Annotated in this window: 13 protein-coding genes; 6 read left to right on the top strand and 7 right to left on the bottom strand. The window is 60.5% G+C overall.

The genetic code is table 11. The annotated features are described in order from the left end of the window. Window positions 1-40 precede the first annotated feature (40 nt). The 3 genes from rpsD (at window position 41) to GbCGDNIH8_RS02745 (ending at window position 3,144) form a co-directional block, all read left to right on the top strand. Window positions 41-658 (top strand): 30S ribosomal protein S4, encoded by a 618-nt coding sequence (rpsD, locus tag GbCGDNIH8_RS02735; protein ID WP_025286076.1) that lies wholly within the window; start codon window positions 41-43, stop codon window positions 656-658. 99 nt (window positions 659-757) lie between these two features. Continuing rightward, window positions 758-2,296 carry a peptide chain release factor 3 gene (locus GbCGDNIH8_RS02740; protein ID WP_072572015.1) on the top strand — a complete coding sequence of 513 codons (1,539 nt, stop codon included), beginning with the start codon at window positions 758-760 and terminating at the stop codon, window positions 2,294-2,296. Between the two features lie 98 nt (window positions 2,297-2,394). Then, window positions 2,395-3,144 (top strand): phosphoadenylyl-sulfate reductase, encoded by a 750-nt coding sequence (locus GbCGDNIH8_RS02745; protein WP_172822881.1) that lies wholly within the window; start codon window positions 2,395-2,397, stop codon window positions 3,142-3,144. Window positions 3,145-3,172: 28 nt separating this feature from the next. Here GbCGDNIH8_RS02745 and GbCGDNIH8_RS02750 read toward each other — a convergent pair whose 3' ends face one another. Next, window positions 3,173-4,201, bottom strand: a complete 1,029-nt coding sequence (locus GbCGDNIH8_RS02750; RefSeq protein ID WP_072572016.1) for an aldo/keto reductase — start codon at window positions 4,199-4,201, stop codon at window positions 3,173-3,175. A 172-nt stretch (window positions 4,202-4,373) separates the two neighbouring features. Here GbCGDNIH8_RS02750 and GbCGDNIH8_RS02755 point away from each other — a divergent pair, with 172 nt between their 5' ends. Then, window positions 4,374-5,837 carry an FAD/NAD(P)-binding protein gene (locus GbCGDNIH8_RS02755; RefSeq protein WP_072572017.1) on the top strand — a complete coding sequence of 488 codons (1,464 nt, stop codon included), beginning with the start codon at window positions 4,374-4,376 and terminating at the stop codon, window positions 5,835-5,837. Between the two features lie 11 nt (window positions 5,838-5,848). On the opposite strand, the gene GbCGDNIH8_RS02760 is transcribed toward GbCGDNIH8_RS02755, so the two are convergent. The 3 genes from GbCGDNIH8_RS02760 to mntR form a co-directional block, all read right to left on the bottom strand. Next, window positions 5,849-6,889, bottom strand: a complete 1,041-nt coding sequence (locus GbCGDNIH8_RS02760) for an energy transducer TonB (RefSeq protein WP_072572018.1) — start codon at window positions 6,887-6,889, stop codon at window positions 5,849-5,851. Window positions 6,890-7,046: 157 nt separating this feature from the next. After that, on the bottom strand, window positions 7,047-9,239 hold the full coding sequence (locus tag GbCGDNIH8_RS02765; RefSeq protein WP_072572019.1) for a DEAD/DEAH box helicase: 2,193 nt from the start codon (window positions 9,237-9,239) through the stop codon (window positions 7,047-7,049). Between the two features lie 112 nt (window positions 9,240-9,351). Continuing rightward, window positions 9,352-9,807 carry a manganese-binding transcriptional regulator MntR gene (gene mntR, locus GbCGDNIH8_RS02770; RefSeq protein ID WP_072572020.1) on the bottom strand — a complete coding sequence of 152 codons (456 nt, stop codon included), beginning with the start codon at window positions 9,805-9,807 and terminating at the stop codon, window positions 9,352-9,354. A gap of 204 nt (window positions 9,808-10,011) precedes the next feature. Here mntR and GbCGDNIH8_RS02775 point away from each other — a divergent pair, with 204 nt between their 5' ends. After that, window positions 10,012-11,064, top strand: a complete 1,053-nt coding sequence (locus tag GbCGDNIH8_RS02775; RefSeq protein ID WP_072572021.1) for a glycosyltransferase family 4 protein — start codon at window positions 10,012-10,014, stop codon at window positions 11,062-11,064. A gap of 63 nt (window positions 11,065-11,127) precedes the next feature. Here the strand turns inward: GbCGDNIH8_RS02775 and GbCGDNIH8_RS02780 are convergent, their stop codons facing one another. From GbCGDNIH8_RS02780 to GbCGDNIH8_RS02790, 3 genes are all read right to left on the bottom strand, one after another. Further along, window positions 11,128-11,901 carry an ROK family protein gene (locus tag GbCGDNIH8_RS02780; protein WP_216634478.1) on the bottom strand — a complete coding sequence of 258 codons (774 nt, stop codon included), beginning with the start codon at window positions 11,899-11,901 and terminating at the stop codon, window positions 11,128-11,130. A 63-nt stretch (window positions 11,902-11,964) separates the two neighbouring features. After that, window positions 11,965-12,681, bottom strand: a complete 717-nt coding sequence (locus tag GbCGDNIH8_RS02785) for an ABC transporter ATP-binding protein (protein ID WP_072572022.1) — start codon at window positions 12,679-12,681, stop codon at window positions 11,965-11,967. Between the two features lie 3 nt (window positions 12,682-12,684). Further along, window positions 12,685-13,527, bottom strand: coding sequence for an ABC transporter permease (locus tag GbCGDNIH8_RS02790; RefSeq protein WP_072572023.1), 843 nt, complete (start codon window positions 13,525-13,527; stop codon window positions 12,685-12,687). 268 nt (window positions 13,528-13,795) lie between these two features. On the opposite strand from GbCGDNIH8_RS02790, the gene GbCGDNIH8_RS02795 reads away from it, so the two are divergent. Next, a complete protein-coding gene (locus GbCGDNIH8_RS02795) occupies window positions 13,796-15,469 on the top strand; it encodes an electron transfer flavoprotein-ubiquinone oxidoreductase (RefSeq protein ID WP_072572024.1) in 1,674 nt (557 codons plus the stop codon). The last annotated feature ends 41 nt before the right edge of the window (window positions 15,470-15,510 follow it).

Raw genomic sequence — 15,510 nt, forward strand, 5'->3', positions numbered from 1 at the left:
CAAGGCGCATGCCGGGTCACATAAAGAAGGCTGTCCTGCGATGACCAAACGCGCAGAATCGAAATTCAAGATCAATCGCCGCCTCGGCGTCAACCTGTGGGGCCGCGCCAAGTCTCCGCTGAACAAGCGTGACTACGCGCCAGGCCAGCATGGCCAGCGCCGCAAGGGCAAGCCGAGCGATTTCGGCATTCAGCTGATGGCGAAGCAGAAGCTGAAGGGCTATTACGGCAATATCAGCGAGAAGCAGTTCCGCAAGTATTATGAGGAAGCGGTGCGTCGCAAGGGCGATACCTCCGAGAACCTCATTGAGCTGCTGGAGCGCCGCCTGGACGCCGTCATCTATCGTATGAAGTTCGCGCTGACCCCGTTCGCGGCCCGTCAGTTCGTGAATCACGGCCATGTGCTGGTGAACGGCAAGCGCGTCAACATCCCGTCCTATCTGGTGAAGGTCGGTGATGTGGTGGAAGTGCGTGAGAAGTCGAAGCAGCTTGCCATGGTGCTGGACGCCACCCAGAGTGGTGAGCGCGATGTGCCGGAATATCTGCATGTTGATCATCGCCTGATGAAGGGCACCTATGCCCGTTATCCGAAGCTGTCCGATGTGCCGTATCCGGTGCAGATGGAACCGAATCTGGTCATCGAATACTATTCTCGCTGATCCGGTTTTTATCGGTACGTTTTTCAACGCCGGGCATGGCAGCATGTCCGGCGTTGCCGTTTCTGCTGCCGCTTGTCCTGATGGGGTGCGCTTCGCGTTATGACCGCGCTTGCCAATGAAATCCGCCGCCGCCGCACCTTTGCGATCATTTCCCACCCTGACGCGGGTAAAACCACGCTGACCGAGCGATTGCTGGTCGCTGGTGGGGCCATTCAGCTTGCGGGAAATGTCCGTGCGAAAGGGGAGCGGCGCCGCACCCGGTCGGACTGGATGGCCATCGAGCGGGATCGTGGCATTTCCGTCGTTACCTCGGTGATGACGTTCGAATACAAGGATTGTGTGTTCAATCTGCTGGATACGCCGGGCCACGAGGACTTCTCGGAAGACACCTACCGCACACTGACGGCGGTGGACTCGGCGGTGATGGTGATTGACGCTGCGAAAGGTATCGAGGCCCGCACCCGCAAGCTGTTCGAGATCTGCCGTCTGCGCGATATTCCCATCATCACCTTCATCAACAAGATGGACCGTGAGGCGCAGGATCCGTTCGCGTTGCTGGACGAGGTCGCGAATACGCTCGCGCTGGATACCGCGCCGGTTACCTGGCCGGTGGGCAGGGCGGCGGATTTCATCGGCACTTATGATCTGCGTTTGCAGGAATACCGTCTGACGCAGCAGGTTCCGGAGTCCGATGCCCGTATGCAGGGTGTCGCGGAGGAGCTGGAGCTGGTCCGTGCCGCCCTGCCGGAATTCGAAGTCGAAGGCTTCATGGAAGGCCATCTGACCCCGGTTTTCTTCGGTGCGGCGATCAAGGATATCGGCGTGACCGATCTGCTCGATGCGCTGTCCGCCTTCGGGCCGCCACCACGGGCACAGCCGGCGGATACCCGTGTTGTTTCAGCGGAAGAAGAAACAGCGACTGCGCTGGTGTTCAAGATTCAGGCGAATATGGACCCTAATCACCGGGACCGGATTGCCTTTGCCCGCGTGTGCTCCGGCAAGATCGTGCGCGGCATGCGGATGAAGCAGGCCCGTACCGGCAAACAGATTCCGCTGCATGCGCCGCAATTCTTCTTCGCGCGCGATCGTCAGTTGGCTGAGGAGGCCTTTGCCGGCGACGTGGTGGGGATTCCCAATCATGGCACGCTGCGCATTGGCGATACGCTGACGGAGGAAGAAGGGCTGAACTTCACCGGCGTGCCTTATTTTGCCCCGGAAATCCTCCGCCGTGTGCAGATCAAGGACGCGATGAAAGCCAAAAAGCTCAAGCAGGCTTTGCAGGAGCTGGCTGAAGAAGGGGTGGTACAGCTGTTCCGCCCACGCGATGGTTCCCAGCCGATCGTGGGCGTGGTGGGGGTGTTGCAGCTTGACGTGCTGATGGCGCGGCTGGCCAATGAATATGGGGTGCCGATTACGTTCGATCAGACACCGTTTTCTCTGGCACGCTGGGTGTCCGGGGAGAAAGCGGCGCTGGAGAAATTCATTGATGCGCAACGCAGCGCCATGGCGGATGATGTCGACGGCGATCCGGTTTTTCTGGCAAGCTCAGCCTTCATGATGCGGCGTACGGCGGAGCTGAGTCCCGATATCACTTTCCGGGACGTCAAGGACATGCATGCAGATGCTGTTTCTGCATAAGCGCATGTGCTGATCTGATGGATGGGAATGCTTGCGGTGCTTCAAGCCAGGGCCGTGCCTGATTATCTAGGTGTTTCAGACTCCGCCGGATAAGGACGATGCAGATGCAGGATGCCGCGCTGGAAAAGCATTTACAGGATGATGCCACGGCAGCTCGGGAGGCCTCGCTGCATCCGGTGACAGACATGGTTTCAGCGCCTCATGGCGCCGGGCTGCCGTTATTGCGTCAGGCCATCACGGAAGAATTCGCCGGTCGCATTGCCGTGGTCTCATCCTTTGGGGCTGAGTCCGCCCTGCTGCTCGCGCTGGTGGCGGAGATAGACCCTGCGACACCGATTATTTTTCTGGAAACGGAGCGCCATTTTCCGGAGACGCTCGCCTATCGGCAGGAATTGGCAAACCTGCTTGGTCTGACCGGCATCCGCGATATCTACCCGGACCCGGATGAGGCAGCGGCTCAGGATCCGGATGCCGAATTATGGTATTTTGATGCTGATGCATGCTGCGCCCTGCGTAAGGTGCGCCCGCTGGAAAAGGCTTTGTCCGGTTTCGATGCCTGGATCAGTGGGCGTAAACGCCATCAGGCCAGTACACGTGCCGCGCTGCCATTCCGGGAGGTCGAGGGCAAGTTTACCAAATTCAATCCGCTGGCCGACTGGGGGGCTGCCGATATCGAGGCGGAAATGACGCGGCGCCAGTTGCCGCGTCATCCTCTGGTGGCAAAAGGATACCCGTCAATCGGCTGTGCCCCTTGCACTCAGCCGGTGGCGCCCGGGGCCGATCCGAGATCAGGTCGATGGAGAGGCCGCGCCAAAACCGAATGCGGTATTCATCGGCCAACGGGCTGACAGTGCAGCCCGTTGCACCCGTGAGACATCAACCGACAGGGAATGGATTACGCTCTGAGAATTGGGCCTGGTGCCAGTAGGGATAGATTTTTGGCACCTCGCTGGCTGCATCCAGTCTGGCAACTTGATCTTCCGTCAAATTCCAGCCGATGGCGCCAAGATTATCGCGTAGTTGCTGCTCATTGCGGGCACCGATAATCACGTTGGCGACCCCCGGTCGTTGCAGCAGCCAGTTCAGGGCGATCTGCGGGACGGTTTTTCCGGTTTCCTGCGCAATTTCGTCCAGCGCATCGACGACTTTATACAGATAGTCGTCATCGACCTGCGGTCCCGGATCGGCGGCGCGATGCAGTCGGCTGGTTTCGGGGAGAGGCTGCCCACGTCTGATTTTGCCTGTCAGCCGTCCCCAACCGAGTGGACTCCACACCATGCAGCCCACTCCCTGATCGAGACCGAGCGGCATCAACTCCCACTCATATTCCCGACCGACGAGGCTGTAATAGGCCTGATGCGAAATATAACGTGGCAGATTGTAGGTCTGCGCATAGGCCAGTGATTTCATCAGGTGCCAGCCGGAGAAATTGGAGCACCCAACATAGCGGATTTTTCCTGCCCGGATCAGATCATCCAGCGTGTTCAGCACTTCCTCGACCGGCGTTTTCGCGTCGAAACCGTGTAAATGGAACAGGTCGATGTAATCGGTTCCCAGACGCTTCAGGGAGGCTTCGACCGAGCGGATCAGATGCAGGCGTGACGATCCGACATCGTTATATCCACTCCCGGCACGGAAAGTGGCTTTGGTGGAAATAAGAACCTGATCCCGCCGCCCGGCAATGGCGCCGCCCAGCACTTCTTCAGCGATCCCGGCTGAGTAAATATCGGCGCTGTCAAAAAAATTCAGACCCGCCTCAAGGCAGATATCGACCAGCCGCGTCGCTGCCTGAACATCTGTATCGCCCCATTCCTTGAAAAGCGCTCCCTTGCCGCCGAAGGTGCCGGTGCCAAGGCTGAGCACGGGAACAAAAAGCCCTGATCGGCCAAGCTGTCTGGTTTCCATACACATTCTCCTGTCGATAAGAGATCATCGCGAACATATAGTAACGCAAGTTATTATATAGTCACTCCCTAAAATTCAGCTATTTGAAGCATCGCGGCATGATTGCTTTCCTTTTTGGTGGAAAATGCGTCTAGGCTTGGACTTCCTGTCGATAAGCGGAATCGAGGTCTCAATGAGTCCTGATAAAATCGCTGTCATCGGCGCGGGTTTCAGCGGCACGTTACTGGCCCTGCATGCCCTCCGACGATGTCCCCCTGGTACCATGGTCACACTGATTGAACGCAACCGCCAGTTCGGGCGGGGCCAGGCTTACGCCACAGGCAATCCGAGCCATCTGCTCAATGTCCCCGCCGGGCGTATGAGCGCCTTTCACGATAACCCCCATCATTTCGTCGCCTGGCTGCGGGAGCATCCACAGGAGGCCGCAGCTTTGGGCGTGGAGACGGGTCTCGAAGAAAGCGCTTTTGTGCCTCGTTCCCTGTTCGGCAGTTATGTCCGCTCCCTGCTCAATGCCGAGCTTAAGGAGGATGAGCGGCTCGAACTGGTACGGGGCGATGCCCATGATCTGTGCTGTGGCTCTGACGGCAGGTTGCAGATTATGCTTGGACAGGGCGAGAGCATGCGCGTGGTGGAGGCGGATCGCGTTGTCTTCGCGACCGGTAATTTCCCGCCTGCGCCGCCTCCGGTCGAGGACCCCTCTTTTTTCGATACGCCGTTCTACAGCCCTGATCCCTGGGCCCCGGATGCACTGACGGGGCTGGAGCCGGAAGCTCCGGTTTTCCTGATCGGCACCGGCCTGACCATGGTGGATGTCGCGGTTTCCCTGCTGGATCAGGGCCATCATGGCCCGATCATTGCCGTGTCCAGACGCGGGCTGGTTCCGCTGCGTCATGGTGCGGGGGCGTTGCCGCCTCTGCGGTCCAGCGCCCGGCAGGGCCATCCGGATAGTGAGTTGTCACCGGATGATGCTGCCTTTCCGACAACCATCAACGATTTACTCCGCTTTTTAAGGCAGGAGGCCGCCCGCTCCATCGCATCGGGGGAAAGCTGGCAGCCGGTGGTGGACAGTCTGCGTCCTTTTACGATCGATGTGTGGCAAACCATGCCGATGCGGGACAGGGCCAGATTTCTGCGCCATCTGCGGCCATGGTGGGATATTCACCGTCATCGCGTACCGCCCGCCACGGCTGACCGGATTACCGATGCCAGAGCACGGGGCCAGTTGCGGATTGCGGCCGGACGAATCAGGGCTTTCGATATCACAGATCAAGGCAAGGTTCTGATCCGCTGGCGGAAGCGGGGCGAGGCTGATCTCATTACAACCAGCGCGGCGCGGGTCATCAACTGCTCTGGCCCCTGCGCTGATTATGCCCGGATCGGCCACCCGCTGATTCGTTCCCTGCTCGATCGTGGATGGGTCAGACCTGATCCGCTCGGGTTGGGGCTGGAGGTGACGGGGAATTGTGCCTTGCTGGACAAGACCGGGCGTATTTCACGACGGCTGTTTGCCGTGGGACCGATCACCAAAGGTGCATTCTGGGAAATGACCGCTGTGCCTGATATCCGGCGACAGGCCGAGTTTGTGGCCGGGCATCTCGCGGCCCTTATCAAGGCGTCCCCCCGCCGTGCTGCGTAGCTGCAACGGGATCAGCGCCGCTGGAGAATGTAATTGCCGGTATAGGTGATGGTGATTGAATCTTCCTTGGTGCCGGGCGGGAAAGGCGGCACGCGGGAGCCGCGCCAGACGGAGGTCCAGGCCATATCCAGCGCTTGCGATCCTGAGCTTTCCAGCATCTGCACGTCCGTCACCACGCCAAAGCGGTTGATGGTCAGTTGAAGCGTCACTGGTCCGTCTTCCCCGCGCATCGCCGCGTCACGCGGGTAGTAGCCGTGTTCCTGCACCCAGCGGCGGAGCGCGGCTTTCCAGTCATTCCCCAGTGGCAGATTGGTCGGCATTGAGGCGAACGGATTATTATGCCGCAAGCCGCGTGCGGCTCCGCCCAGTGAATAATTCATGGGGGAGGAAAGCGAACTGCCGGGTGCTTCGCGAACCCTGCCCGGCGGACGCGATGATGTTCGGGGTGTTGCTTTGGGCGTGCGCACCGGTGGCTGCGGCATGGTCCGGGGCTGTGGCGGGGAGGGGGGCGCCGGAGGGACCTCGGTCGCTGGCGGCGGTGGGGCGACCGGCACGGCATCGGGCGATGGCTCTGGCGGCAACGGGATATCAGGCACCGGTGCAGGCGGCTGCTGTGCGGGGGGTGTTGATGGTGCGGGAGCTTGCGGTGCGGGCGGCACCGGAGCGACCTGCGGCGGAGCTTCCTGCGGTTGAGGCGGCGCCGGCGGGCTGGGGCTGGGCGGCGCGGATGATGGAGAGGGTTGGGAGGTATCAGGCTTGTCCTCCGGCGTGGGGGGAGGCATTCCCGGCTTATTGGACAAGGCGTCCGAATCGGTCTTGCTGTCAGGGCTGGTATTGGACGGGGCTTTCTCTCCCCCGCCCTCGAACACCATGGCGACATCGCTCGGGGCTGACAGATCCTGTGGTGGCCGCCCGACATGCAGGAACAGCAGCGCCGCCAGAAGCAGGGCGTGAACGGCAACCGACAGGACAAGCGTGACCGGCAGGCGGTCTCGCCCCATCCGTTCCCCTTCTCCCCAGGGACCACATGCGCTGAGCTGCCGTTCTGTCATGTTGGGCGACGGTGTTGTCCGGTCAGACGCCACGCAAGATCCTTATCGTTCCTGCGATTATGGGCGAATTCAGGCGGCAGGAAAACCTGCCATGCCGCCGGATTGGCACGGAAATCGGCTTTCCCCCCCGGGTGAGAGGGAGAAAGCCTTCATCCTGTCAGCTACGGCTGGTTTTCTTGCGGCTGCTGCTGCCACCCGGTCCCGCGGTCCGACCGCGGGGAGCCGCGCTGCGACCAGAGGGGGCGGAGAAGGACTTGCCGTAGGACGGCTTGTCTTTCGACGCGCCACGCCGGGGGGCATCACCCGCATAGGCAGATGAGCCGCTTCGTGCGGTCCGGGGTTTGCCGCCGGGTTTTGAATCGTAGGACTTTGCCTCATAGGGCTTGTCATACGACTTGCGCTCGCCGGAGCGCGGGGCGGTTTTCGAAGTGCGACGCGGGCGGGCGGCCTCGTCACCGCCGTGATCGGCTTCGCGCATGGCACGTTCGAAGCCGCCTTTGCCGCGTTCCGAGGTTGAGGGCCGGGGTGTGTAGCCACCTGAAACGCCTGCGGGCGGAGCCGAAGCGGCGGAAATGGCCACTTCATCTGCCTCGCGGCCTTCGATGGCGCTGCTGAACGTGTCGGCACGGGCAGAGTCGATCTCGAAGAAGGTCTCCGTCTCCATGATGCGAATCGCACCGATATCCGGTTTGCGGATATGACCGGCACGGCACAGCAGCGGCACGATCCATTTCGGATCGGCATTGTCATTGCGACCGACACTCAGCTTGAACCAGCGCGTGGCGCGTGCTTCGCCATCATTGTCACGACGCGGCGTACGGGTCGGGCGATCCTGATCGCTGCGGTCTCTTTCACGGCCCCGCTCACGCTGCGGACGGTCTCCACGCTCACTGTTGCTTGGGCGCTCATGCACGATCTGAACGTCTTCAGGCTCCGGCAGGCGTCCGCGATGCAGGCGCAGCACGGCGACAGCCAGAGCCTCCGCATCGCGGCCTTCCATCAGGATACGGGCCGCTTCACGCTCGTCATCGGAGATGGGGGCGCTCAGGGCCGGGCTTTCCAGCATGCGTTCCCGGTCACGGATGGAGATTTCCTCGACCGTCGGAACCGGGGTCCATTCAGCGCGAATGCCAGCCGTATGCAGAAGCTGATCGGCCTTGCGCTGACGGTTCACGGGGGCGATCAGCACGCTGACGCCCTTGCGTCCGGCGCGACCGGTACGGCCGCTGCGATGCAGCAGGGTGGCGGAATTGGTCGGCAGATCAGCATGGATCACCAGATCCAGCGCAGGCAGATCAAGGCCGCGGGCCGCCACATCGGTGGCGACACAGACGCGGGCCTGTCCCTCACGCAGCAGATGCAGGGCGCGGCTGCGTTCGGTCTGGCTCAGCTCGCCGGACAGAGCGACGGAGGAAAAGCCGCGTTCCATCAGACTGGCCTGAAAATGGCGGACTTCCTCGCGCGTGGCGCAGAACACCATGGCGATGGGAGCGTCGTAGAAACGCAGCACGTTCACCACCGAGTGACGTGCCTCATGCGGCAGCACCCGCACGACGCGATAGTCGATATCGGCATGCGGCTTGTTGCGGGAAACGGTGTCGATGCGCAGCGCATTGGTCTGGTAACGCTTGGCCAGCGCGGCGATTTCACGGGCGATGGTGGCGGAGAACAGCAGGGTGCGGCGTTCGGCGGGGGTGGCGTCGAGGATTTCCTCCAGCTCATCCCGGAAGCCGAGATCGAGCATTTCGTCGGCTTCGTCCAGCACCACGGCGCGGAGGCGGGAAAGATTCAGGCGTCCGCGTCCCAGATGGTCGCAAAGACGGCCCGGCGTGCCGACGACAATATGGCAGCCGCGCTCCAGCGCCTGGGCTTCCCGGCGGGCATCCATACCGCCGATGCAGGAGACGACACGGGCGCCGGCGGGACCATACAGCCACAGCAATTCCTGCTGTACCTGCATGGCCAGTTCGCGGGTCGGGGCCACGATCAGCGCCAGCGGTGCACCGGCCTGGCCAAGCCGTTCGTCAGCGCCCAGCAGTGTGTCGGCCAGAGCCAGCCCGTAGGCAACGGTCTTGCCGGAGCCGGTCTGGGCGGAGACCAGCAGGTCGCGCTCAGCGGCATCAGCGGTCAGGACGGCATCCTGAACAGGGGTCAGGCTGGTATAGCCCTTGGCATCCAGGGCTGCTTTCAGGGTTGGATGCAGCGCGGGAAACAGGGCCGGGGCTGATGCCTCGGCATGGGTGTTCCTGTCGGCATCCGCGTGCGTCGCGGCGGTATCGGAAAACATCAATGCATAAAATCCGGTCGGGGAGATGATGGAGGGCATTTCTTCAACGGGCCGCACGCCCATCCGTCATCAGCGGCCGAGAGCCGACCCTATAGCAACATTCTTCGCGCTGATCACAGCATAAAGCGCGCTGCCCAGCCCCGCGTGAATGGTGGTTATGGCCGGATGATGCGGATCAGTCCTGACCCGGTTCCAGCCGTCTGGTCCATGCGGCGAAGGCTTCCAAAGTCTCGTCACTGGCATGGTGTTCCATCCCTTCCGCATCCTGTAACGCGACTTCCGGGGAGATGCCGAGTACCCGCAGGAATCGGAACACAATCTGATGCCGATGGCGCGCGTGTTGCGCCAGCGCCTCTCCGGCCGGGGTCAGCAGAATGGAGCGGTACGGCATGCTGTTGACCAGCCCATCCCGCGCCAGTCGGGCGATGGTGCGGTTCACGGTGACATGGGTTACCCCGAGTGCGCGGGCAATATCGATGGCGCGGGCTTGTCCATGACGGGCGATCAGGTCGGCGATCAGCTCCACATAATCTTCGGCAATCTCGGTCTGCCGGGCTTCGCGCGCACGTGCAAAGCGATTCTCGGTCGCCTCTAAATCAGTGGAAACGGGCGGGGCGGACTCAACACTCATGGGGCGGAGTGTCCCCGAACCCGTCTTGTCCCGCAAGGGTGAGGTATAAAGCCGGCAGTAGAATCAAAAGGGTCGCTATCATTGCCCTTATCTTGCCACAAAGATGGGATGATAGCGGTATCCGGCACTGGTGCGGGCCGTGCATCGCCGCCAGTTATTTTATTCCGTCAGTGTGCCAGACAGAGCCAGGGATCATAATCGTCCATGAAGATCGCGCAGATTTCACCTTTGTATGAGCGCGTTCCCCCCAGGCTGTACGGGGGTACGGAAAGGATCGTTTCCTTCCTGACGGAGGAACTGGTGGCGCAGGGCCACGAAGTCACGCTGTTCGCCAGCGGTGATTCGATCACCAAAGCCCGCCTTGTTTCCCCCTGTGAGGTTGCGCTGAGACTGAACCCGGAGGTCAAGCTCGATCTGCCCTGGCATACGATGCAGCTGGAGCAGGTGCGACAGATGGCGCACGAGTTCGACGTGCTGCATTTCCATACCGATCTGATCCATTTTCCGGTGGTGCGTCCCTTTTCCAGCCGGACCCTGACCACGCTGCATGGGCGGCTGGATCTGAAGGATCTGCCCGGCTTCTATCGCATGTTCAATGAAATCCCGGTCGTCTCCATCTCCGATAACCAGCGGGAGCCGATGCCGCCAGTCAACTGGGCGGGAACGGTCCTGCATGGTCTTCCTGCCGATCTGCTGCCTTTCTCTGCCAATCCGAAAGGGGGATATTTTGCTTTCCTTGGTCGTATCTCTCCGGAAAAAGGCCCGGATCGGGCCATTGAGATCGCCATACGTGCCGGAGTGCGGCTGAAGATCGCAGCCAAGGTCGACAAGGCCGATCAGCATTATTGGGATACGGTCATCAAGCCGATGGTCGATGCCAATCCGCTGGTCGAATATATCGGCGAGATCAATGAGCAGCAGAAAGCCGAGTTCCTCGGTAATGCCACCGCGCTGCTGTTCCCGATCGACTGGCCGGAGCCTTTTGGTCTGGTGATGATCGAGGCCATGGCCTGCGGCACGCCGGTCATAGCGTGGCGCAATGGCTCGGTGCCGGAAGTCATGGAGCACGGGAAAAGCGGTATGATCATCCACAGCATGGATGAAGCCGTTGCCGCCGTGCGTCAGGTGGAAAGCATGGATCGTGGTGCTGTACGCGCCTGCTTCGATGAGCGTTTTACCGCCGCCCGCATGGCGCGTGATTATGTGCGCCTGTACGAACTGGCGGCGCAGGGAGCCCCCCTCGCGCGGGTTGCCTGATTCTTATATCTGGCTGCACACGGCGCAGATCCTCATGATCTGCGCCGAAGGTCGGATGAAGGATTAAACGCCGAAATGCTCGTTCCGCCACAGGGCAATGCCGCCGGTAATGCCTGCATCGTTTGAAACGATATGAACATTGTCCGGCAAATCCAAAGTGATTTCTTTTGCGTTGCCGCCGCCGATATAGAGCGTGTCGTAGCAGACAAGATCGTAGAGAATATCGATCACTTTTTGTACATGCCGGTTCCAGCGCTTCTTGCCTGATTTTTCCAGTGCTTCGCGACCGACGTAATCATTGTAGGTTTTCTTCCGGTGCACCGGATGATGAGCCAGTTCCAGATGCGGTGTGAGTCTGCCATCGCTGAACAGGGCGGTCCCTGCGCCGGTGCCGAGGGTCAGCACCATTTCCAGCCCATGTCCCTGAATAGCGCCCAGCCCTTGAATATCGGCATCGTTGGCAAGCCTTGCCGGGGCGTGCAGGGCTGACCCCAGTTTCTCCGCCAGTGGAAAATGCTGCCATTGCCGGGTGTCGAAATGAGGGGCGGTCAGAACCTTGCCGCCCCGTACCATGCCGGGAAATCCGATGGAAATACGCTGGTAAGCGGGCAAAGGCTGCACCAGCTTTTCCAGTGTTTCCAGCATGATGTCGGGCGGGCAGGGATAGGGTGTCTTGACCCAGACACGCGGTACCACCATCTGGCCGTCGCGATCCAGCACCGAGGCTTTCAGCCCTGTCCCGCCAATATCGATTGCCAGCGTGTAAGGGGCTTTTCCCTCCTGTGCCATACCGTGAAGGGGGTTGGCATTGGCCTCACCGTGACTGTCGTCGGGCATGATTGTCCTGCCTCTTTCTGTTGTGGCGGACGATCATGAAAGCACTCAGAGCATGATGGCAACTCACGCTGCCGTCAGAGCTTCGCTGACCCCCAGCAGTCCCAGCAGTTCTGTTCTCAGGCTTGAAAATGCCGCATCGCCGGCGCGGCGGGGGCGGGGAATTGAGATCGTTCGTTCGGCCGCAATCCGCCCGTGCTCCAGCACCACAACACGGTCAGCGAGCAGCAGCGCCTCATCGACATCATGTGTCACCAGCAGCACCGCCGTACGGTGAATCTCCCACAGCCTCGCCACCAGACTCTGCATCCGCAATCTGGTCAGGGCATCAAGCGCGGCGAAAGGCTCATCAAGCAGCAGGAGCTCCGGTGAGCGGACCAGCGCACGCGCCAGCCCAGCCCGTTGGGCCTCTCCGCCGGACAGGGTCAGTGGCCATGCGTCAGCCCGGTGCGTGAGTTCAACTTCGCGCAGGGCCTCAATGGCATGGTCGCGGGTGGGCCGGTCCTTCACACCGAGCACGACATTGCGCCACACAGTCTTCCAGGGCAGCAGCCTGGGTTCCTGAAACACGACCGCCCTGCGTTCCGGCAGCCGTAAATGTCCTTGCGATGGTGTATCCAGCCCGGAGAGCAGGCGCAGCAAAGTCGTCTTGCCAGAGCCGCTGCGGCCCAGCAGGGCCACGAATTCTCCTGGTGCAATATCGAGATTGAGGCCGGACAGGATGGTTGTGGTGCCGAATTGCTGGTGCACATGCTGCAAGGAAACGACAGGTGTCTGTGTCATGGCTTATGCTCCAAGCCCTACTGGACGCCAGCGCAGGGCGCGGGCTTCAATCCATCGTACACCCTGATCAGCAATCAGCCCCAGCAGCGCATAAACCAGCAGCCCTACGACAATGATGTCGGTACGCAGGAATTCGCGGGCGTCAATCATCATGAAGCCTATCCCGCTATCGGCATTGACCTGCTCGGCCACCACCAGACTCAGCCAGCCAATGCCCACGGCATAGCGCAGGCCGGTCAGAAAATGAGGAAGTGCGCCGGGCAGGACAATAGCAGTGATGGTTTCACGACGGCTGAGGCCCAGCGTGCGTCCGGCTTCCAGTAACTTACGATCCACACTGCGGATGCCGGCGAACAGGTTCAGGTAGACCGGAAACACCGCCCCCAGCGCGACCAGCAGCACTTTTGGCGTTTCCCCGATGCCGAACCAGAGGATGAACAGCGGAACCAGTGCCAGATGCGGCAGAACCCGTACCATCTGCATCGGGGCATCGACGATTTCTTCCCCCAGGCGGGTCAGACCGGCCACCAGAGCCAGCACTGTGCCGGCACCGATCCCGATCACCAGTCCGGCACTGACGCGCAGCAGGGAGACTGACATATGGCCGATCAGCTCGCCATTAAGCAGCAGATCCCGGAAAGTTGCCAGAATGGTGAATGGAGCGGCAATTGTGCGGGTGGAGATCAGTCCGAAACTCGATCCTGCCTGCCAGATGGCTAACAGCAGGACAAGAGAAACATACCGTCGTCCCCCCTGAAGTCGTCGGCTCAGCGTGCCCCTCAGGCTGGACCAGGACGGAAATAAGGACACCGATCTGGCTGGTCTTGTGAAAATGGACTCAGACATGAAGCCTCCCGCCTGTTTCCCGGCTGCCTGTTTTCTGATGTGCAAACAGATGTGATTTTTTATCAAATATCACATACCATGCGTGTGTCAATATTAATAACTATTTAAAATAGTATTTTATGGAATGGTTTTATGAAGGGCATCCGTGAATTCTATTGCTCCGCTTGGGAGCAGGAGGCACTGGTATCTCCGGTTTTTTTCGTTAGAACGCGCCTCTTGCCCGGTGCGTTCGGGCCATTGCCGCGGTGGCGCGGGCGGAGAGAATAGCATGAGCCAACACAACGAAGCCCTTTGCTCCGATCCTGATATGCTGGAAGGAATCGAGCGGGAGTCGATGGATTTCGACGTGGTGATTGTCGGTGCCGGGCCTGCGGGCCTTTCAGCGGCGATCCGGCTGAAGCAGCTTTCCTCTGATCTCACCGTATGCGTGGTGGAAAAGGGCAGCGAGGTCGGGGCACATATCCTGTCCGGCGCGGTGATTGAACCGCGGGCGCTGGAGGAACTCATCCCGGAATGGCGTGAAAAAGGGGCGCCATTGCACACGCCAGCCTCGGAAGACCGGATGATGTATCTGACCGAAACGGGGGGATTTCGACTGCCCACCCCGCCTCAGATGCATAATGAAGGAAACTACATCGTCAGTCTGGGTAATTTTGTGCGCTGGCTCGGAGAGCAGGCCGAGGCACTGGGAGTGGAGATTTACCCAGGCTTCGCAGCGGCTGGGCTGATTGAGGAAGAAGGCCGCATTGCCGGTGTAATAACGGGTGATATGGGCCTGGGGCGTGATGGTCAGCCTGGCCCGAATTTCCAGCCGGGGATGGAACTGCGCGCCACCTACACGATTTTCGCGGAAGGCTGCCGTGGGTCGCTCAGCAAGAAGCTGATGCAGCGTTTCAACCTGCGTGAGGGCGTGGATCCGCAGACCTATGGGATCGGCATCAAGGAGCTATGGGAAATCCCGAAAGAAAACCATCGTCCCGGGCTGGTCGTACATACGATGGGCTGGCCGATGGACAGCGCTACTTATGGCGGCTCATTCCTGTATCATTTCGGCGATAATCTGGTCTCCTACGGTTTTGTCGTCGGTCTGGATTACGCCAATCCTTGGCTTTCCCCGTTTGATGAGATGCAGCGGCTGAAAGCCCATCCCAAAATGCGCACGCATTTCGAAGGGGGGCGTCGTATCGCCTATGGTGCGCGGGCCCTCAGCGAGGGCGGCCTGCAATCCATTCCGAAGCTGACTTTTCCGGGTGGATTGCTGGTCGGGGATGCCGCAGGTTTTCTGAACGTGCCCAAGATCAAGGGTACGCATACGGCGATGAAATCAGGTGTGCTGGCAGCGGAGGCGATTGCCGATGCATTCATTGCTGACCGTGCGGCAGAGCCGGTCAGCTACACTGACAAGATCAGGGAAAGCTGGGTGTGGGAGGAACTGTCCGCGTCCCGGAATATCCGCCCCAGTTTCTCGCGGTTCGGGAATATTGGAGGTTTTCTGTATTCGGCGGTGGATACGGTGCTTTTCAAGGGGCGAGCACCATGGACGCTGCATCATCAGCACCCTGATCATAAGACATTGCGCCCGGCGGAGCAGGTGCAAAAGATCGACTATCCGAAACCCGATGGCGTACTGACATTCGACCGCCTGTCCTCGGTTTATCTGAGTGGCACCAATCATGAGGAACAGCAGCCGGTTCATCTGAGGTTACGTGATCCGGGGCTTTGGAAGTCCGTCAACTGGGATGTGTTTCGTGCGCCGGAAAGCAGATACTGCCCTGCCGGTGTCTATGAGGTGGAACAGGCGGAGGAGGGGGAGGCAGCTCTGCGGATCAATGCGCAGAATTGCGTGCACTGCAAAACCTGCGACATCAAGGATCCTGACCAAAATATTGACTGGATTGTGCCGGAGGGCGGCGGCGGTCCGAATTATCCCGGCGGGATGTAGTAGAAAAACAAAAAGCGGCCTGACTGAAAATCAGGCCGCTT

Origin of the sequence: Granulibacter bethesdensis (assembly GCF_001889545.1) — a bacterium.
GTDB classification, from domain to species: domain Bacteria; phylum Pseudomonadota; class Alphaproteobacteria; order Acetobacterales; family Acetobacteraceae; genus Granulibacter; species Granulibacter bethesdensis_B.

Excerpts from the sequence above, each read along its gene's own strand:
- GbCGDNIH8_RS02745 (WP_172822881.1), top strand. The coding sequence starts at position 2,395 with ATGCAGATGCAGGATGCCGCGCTGGAAAAGCATTTACAGGATGATGCC.
- GbCGDNIH8_RS02785 (WP_072572022.1), bottom strand. The coding sequence starts at position 12,681 with ATGACACAGACACCTGTCGTTTCCTTGCAGCATGTGCACCAGCAATTC.
- GbCGDNIH8_RS02775 (WP_072572021.1), top strand. The coding sequence starts at position 10,012 with ATGAAGATCGCGCAGATTTCACCTTTGTATGAGCGCGTTCCCCCCAGG.
- GbCGDNIH8_RS02795 (WP_072572024.1), top strand. The coding sequence starts at position 13,796 with ATGAGCCAACACAACGAAGCCCTTTGCTCCGATCCTGATATGCTGGAA.
- GbCGDNIH8_RS02780 (WP_216634478.1), bottom strand. The coding sequence starts at position 11,901 with ATGCCCGACGACAGTCACGGTGAGGCCAATGCCAACCCCCTTCACGGT.
- mntR (WP_072572020.1), bottom strand. The coding sequence starts at position 9,807 with ATGAGTGTTGAGTCCGCCCCGCCCGTTTCCACTGATTTAGAGGCGACC.
- GbCGDNIH8_RS02760 (WP_072572018.1), bottom strand. The coding sequence starts at position 6,889 with ATGACAGAACGGCAGCTCAGCGCATGTGGTCCCTGGGGAGAAGGGGAA.
- GbCGDNIH8_RS02765 (WP_072572019.1), bottom strand. The coding sequence starts at position 9,239 with ATGGGCGTGCGGCCCGTTGAAGAAATGCCCTCCATCATCTCCCCGACC.
- GbCGDNIH8_RS02755 (WP_072572017.1), top strand. The coding sequence starts at position 4,374 with ATGAGTCCTGATAAAATCGCTGTCATCGGCGCGGGTTTCAGCGGCACG.
- GbCGDNIH8_RS02740 (WP_072572015.1), top strand. The coding sequence starts at position 758 with ATGACCGCGCTTGCCAATGAAATCCGCCGCCGCCGCACCTTTGCGATC.
- GbCGDNIH8_RS02790 (WP_072572023.1), bottom strand. The coding sequence starts at position 13,527 with ATGTCTGAGTCCATTTTCACAAGACCAGCCAGATCGGTGTCCTTATTT.
- rpsD (WP_025286076.1), top strand. The coding sequence starts at position 41 with ATGACCAAACGCGCAGAATCGAAATTCAAGATCAATCGCCGCCTCGGC.
- GbCGDNIH8_RS02750 (WP_072572016.1), bottom strand. The coding sequence starts at position 4,201 with ATGGAAACCAGACAGCTTGGCCGATCAGGGCTTTTTGTTCCCGTGCTC.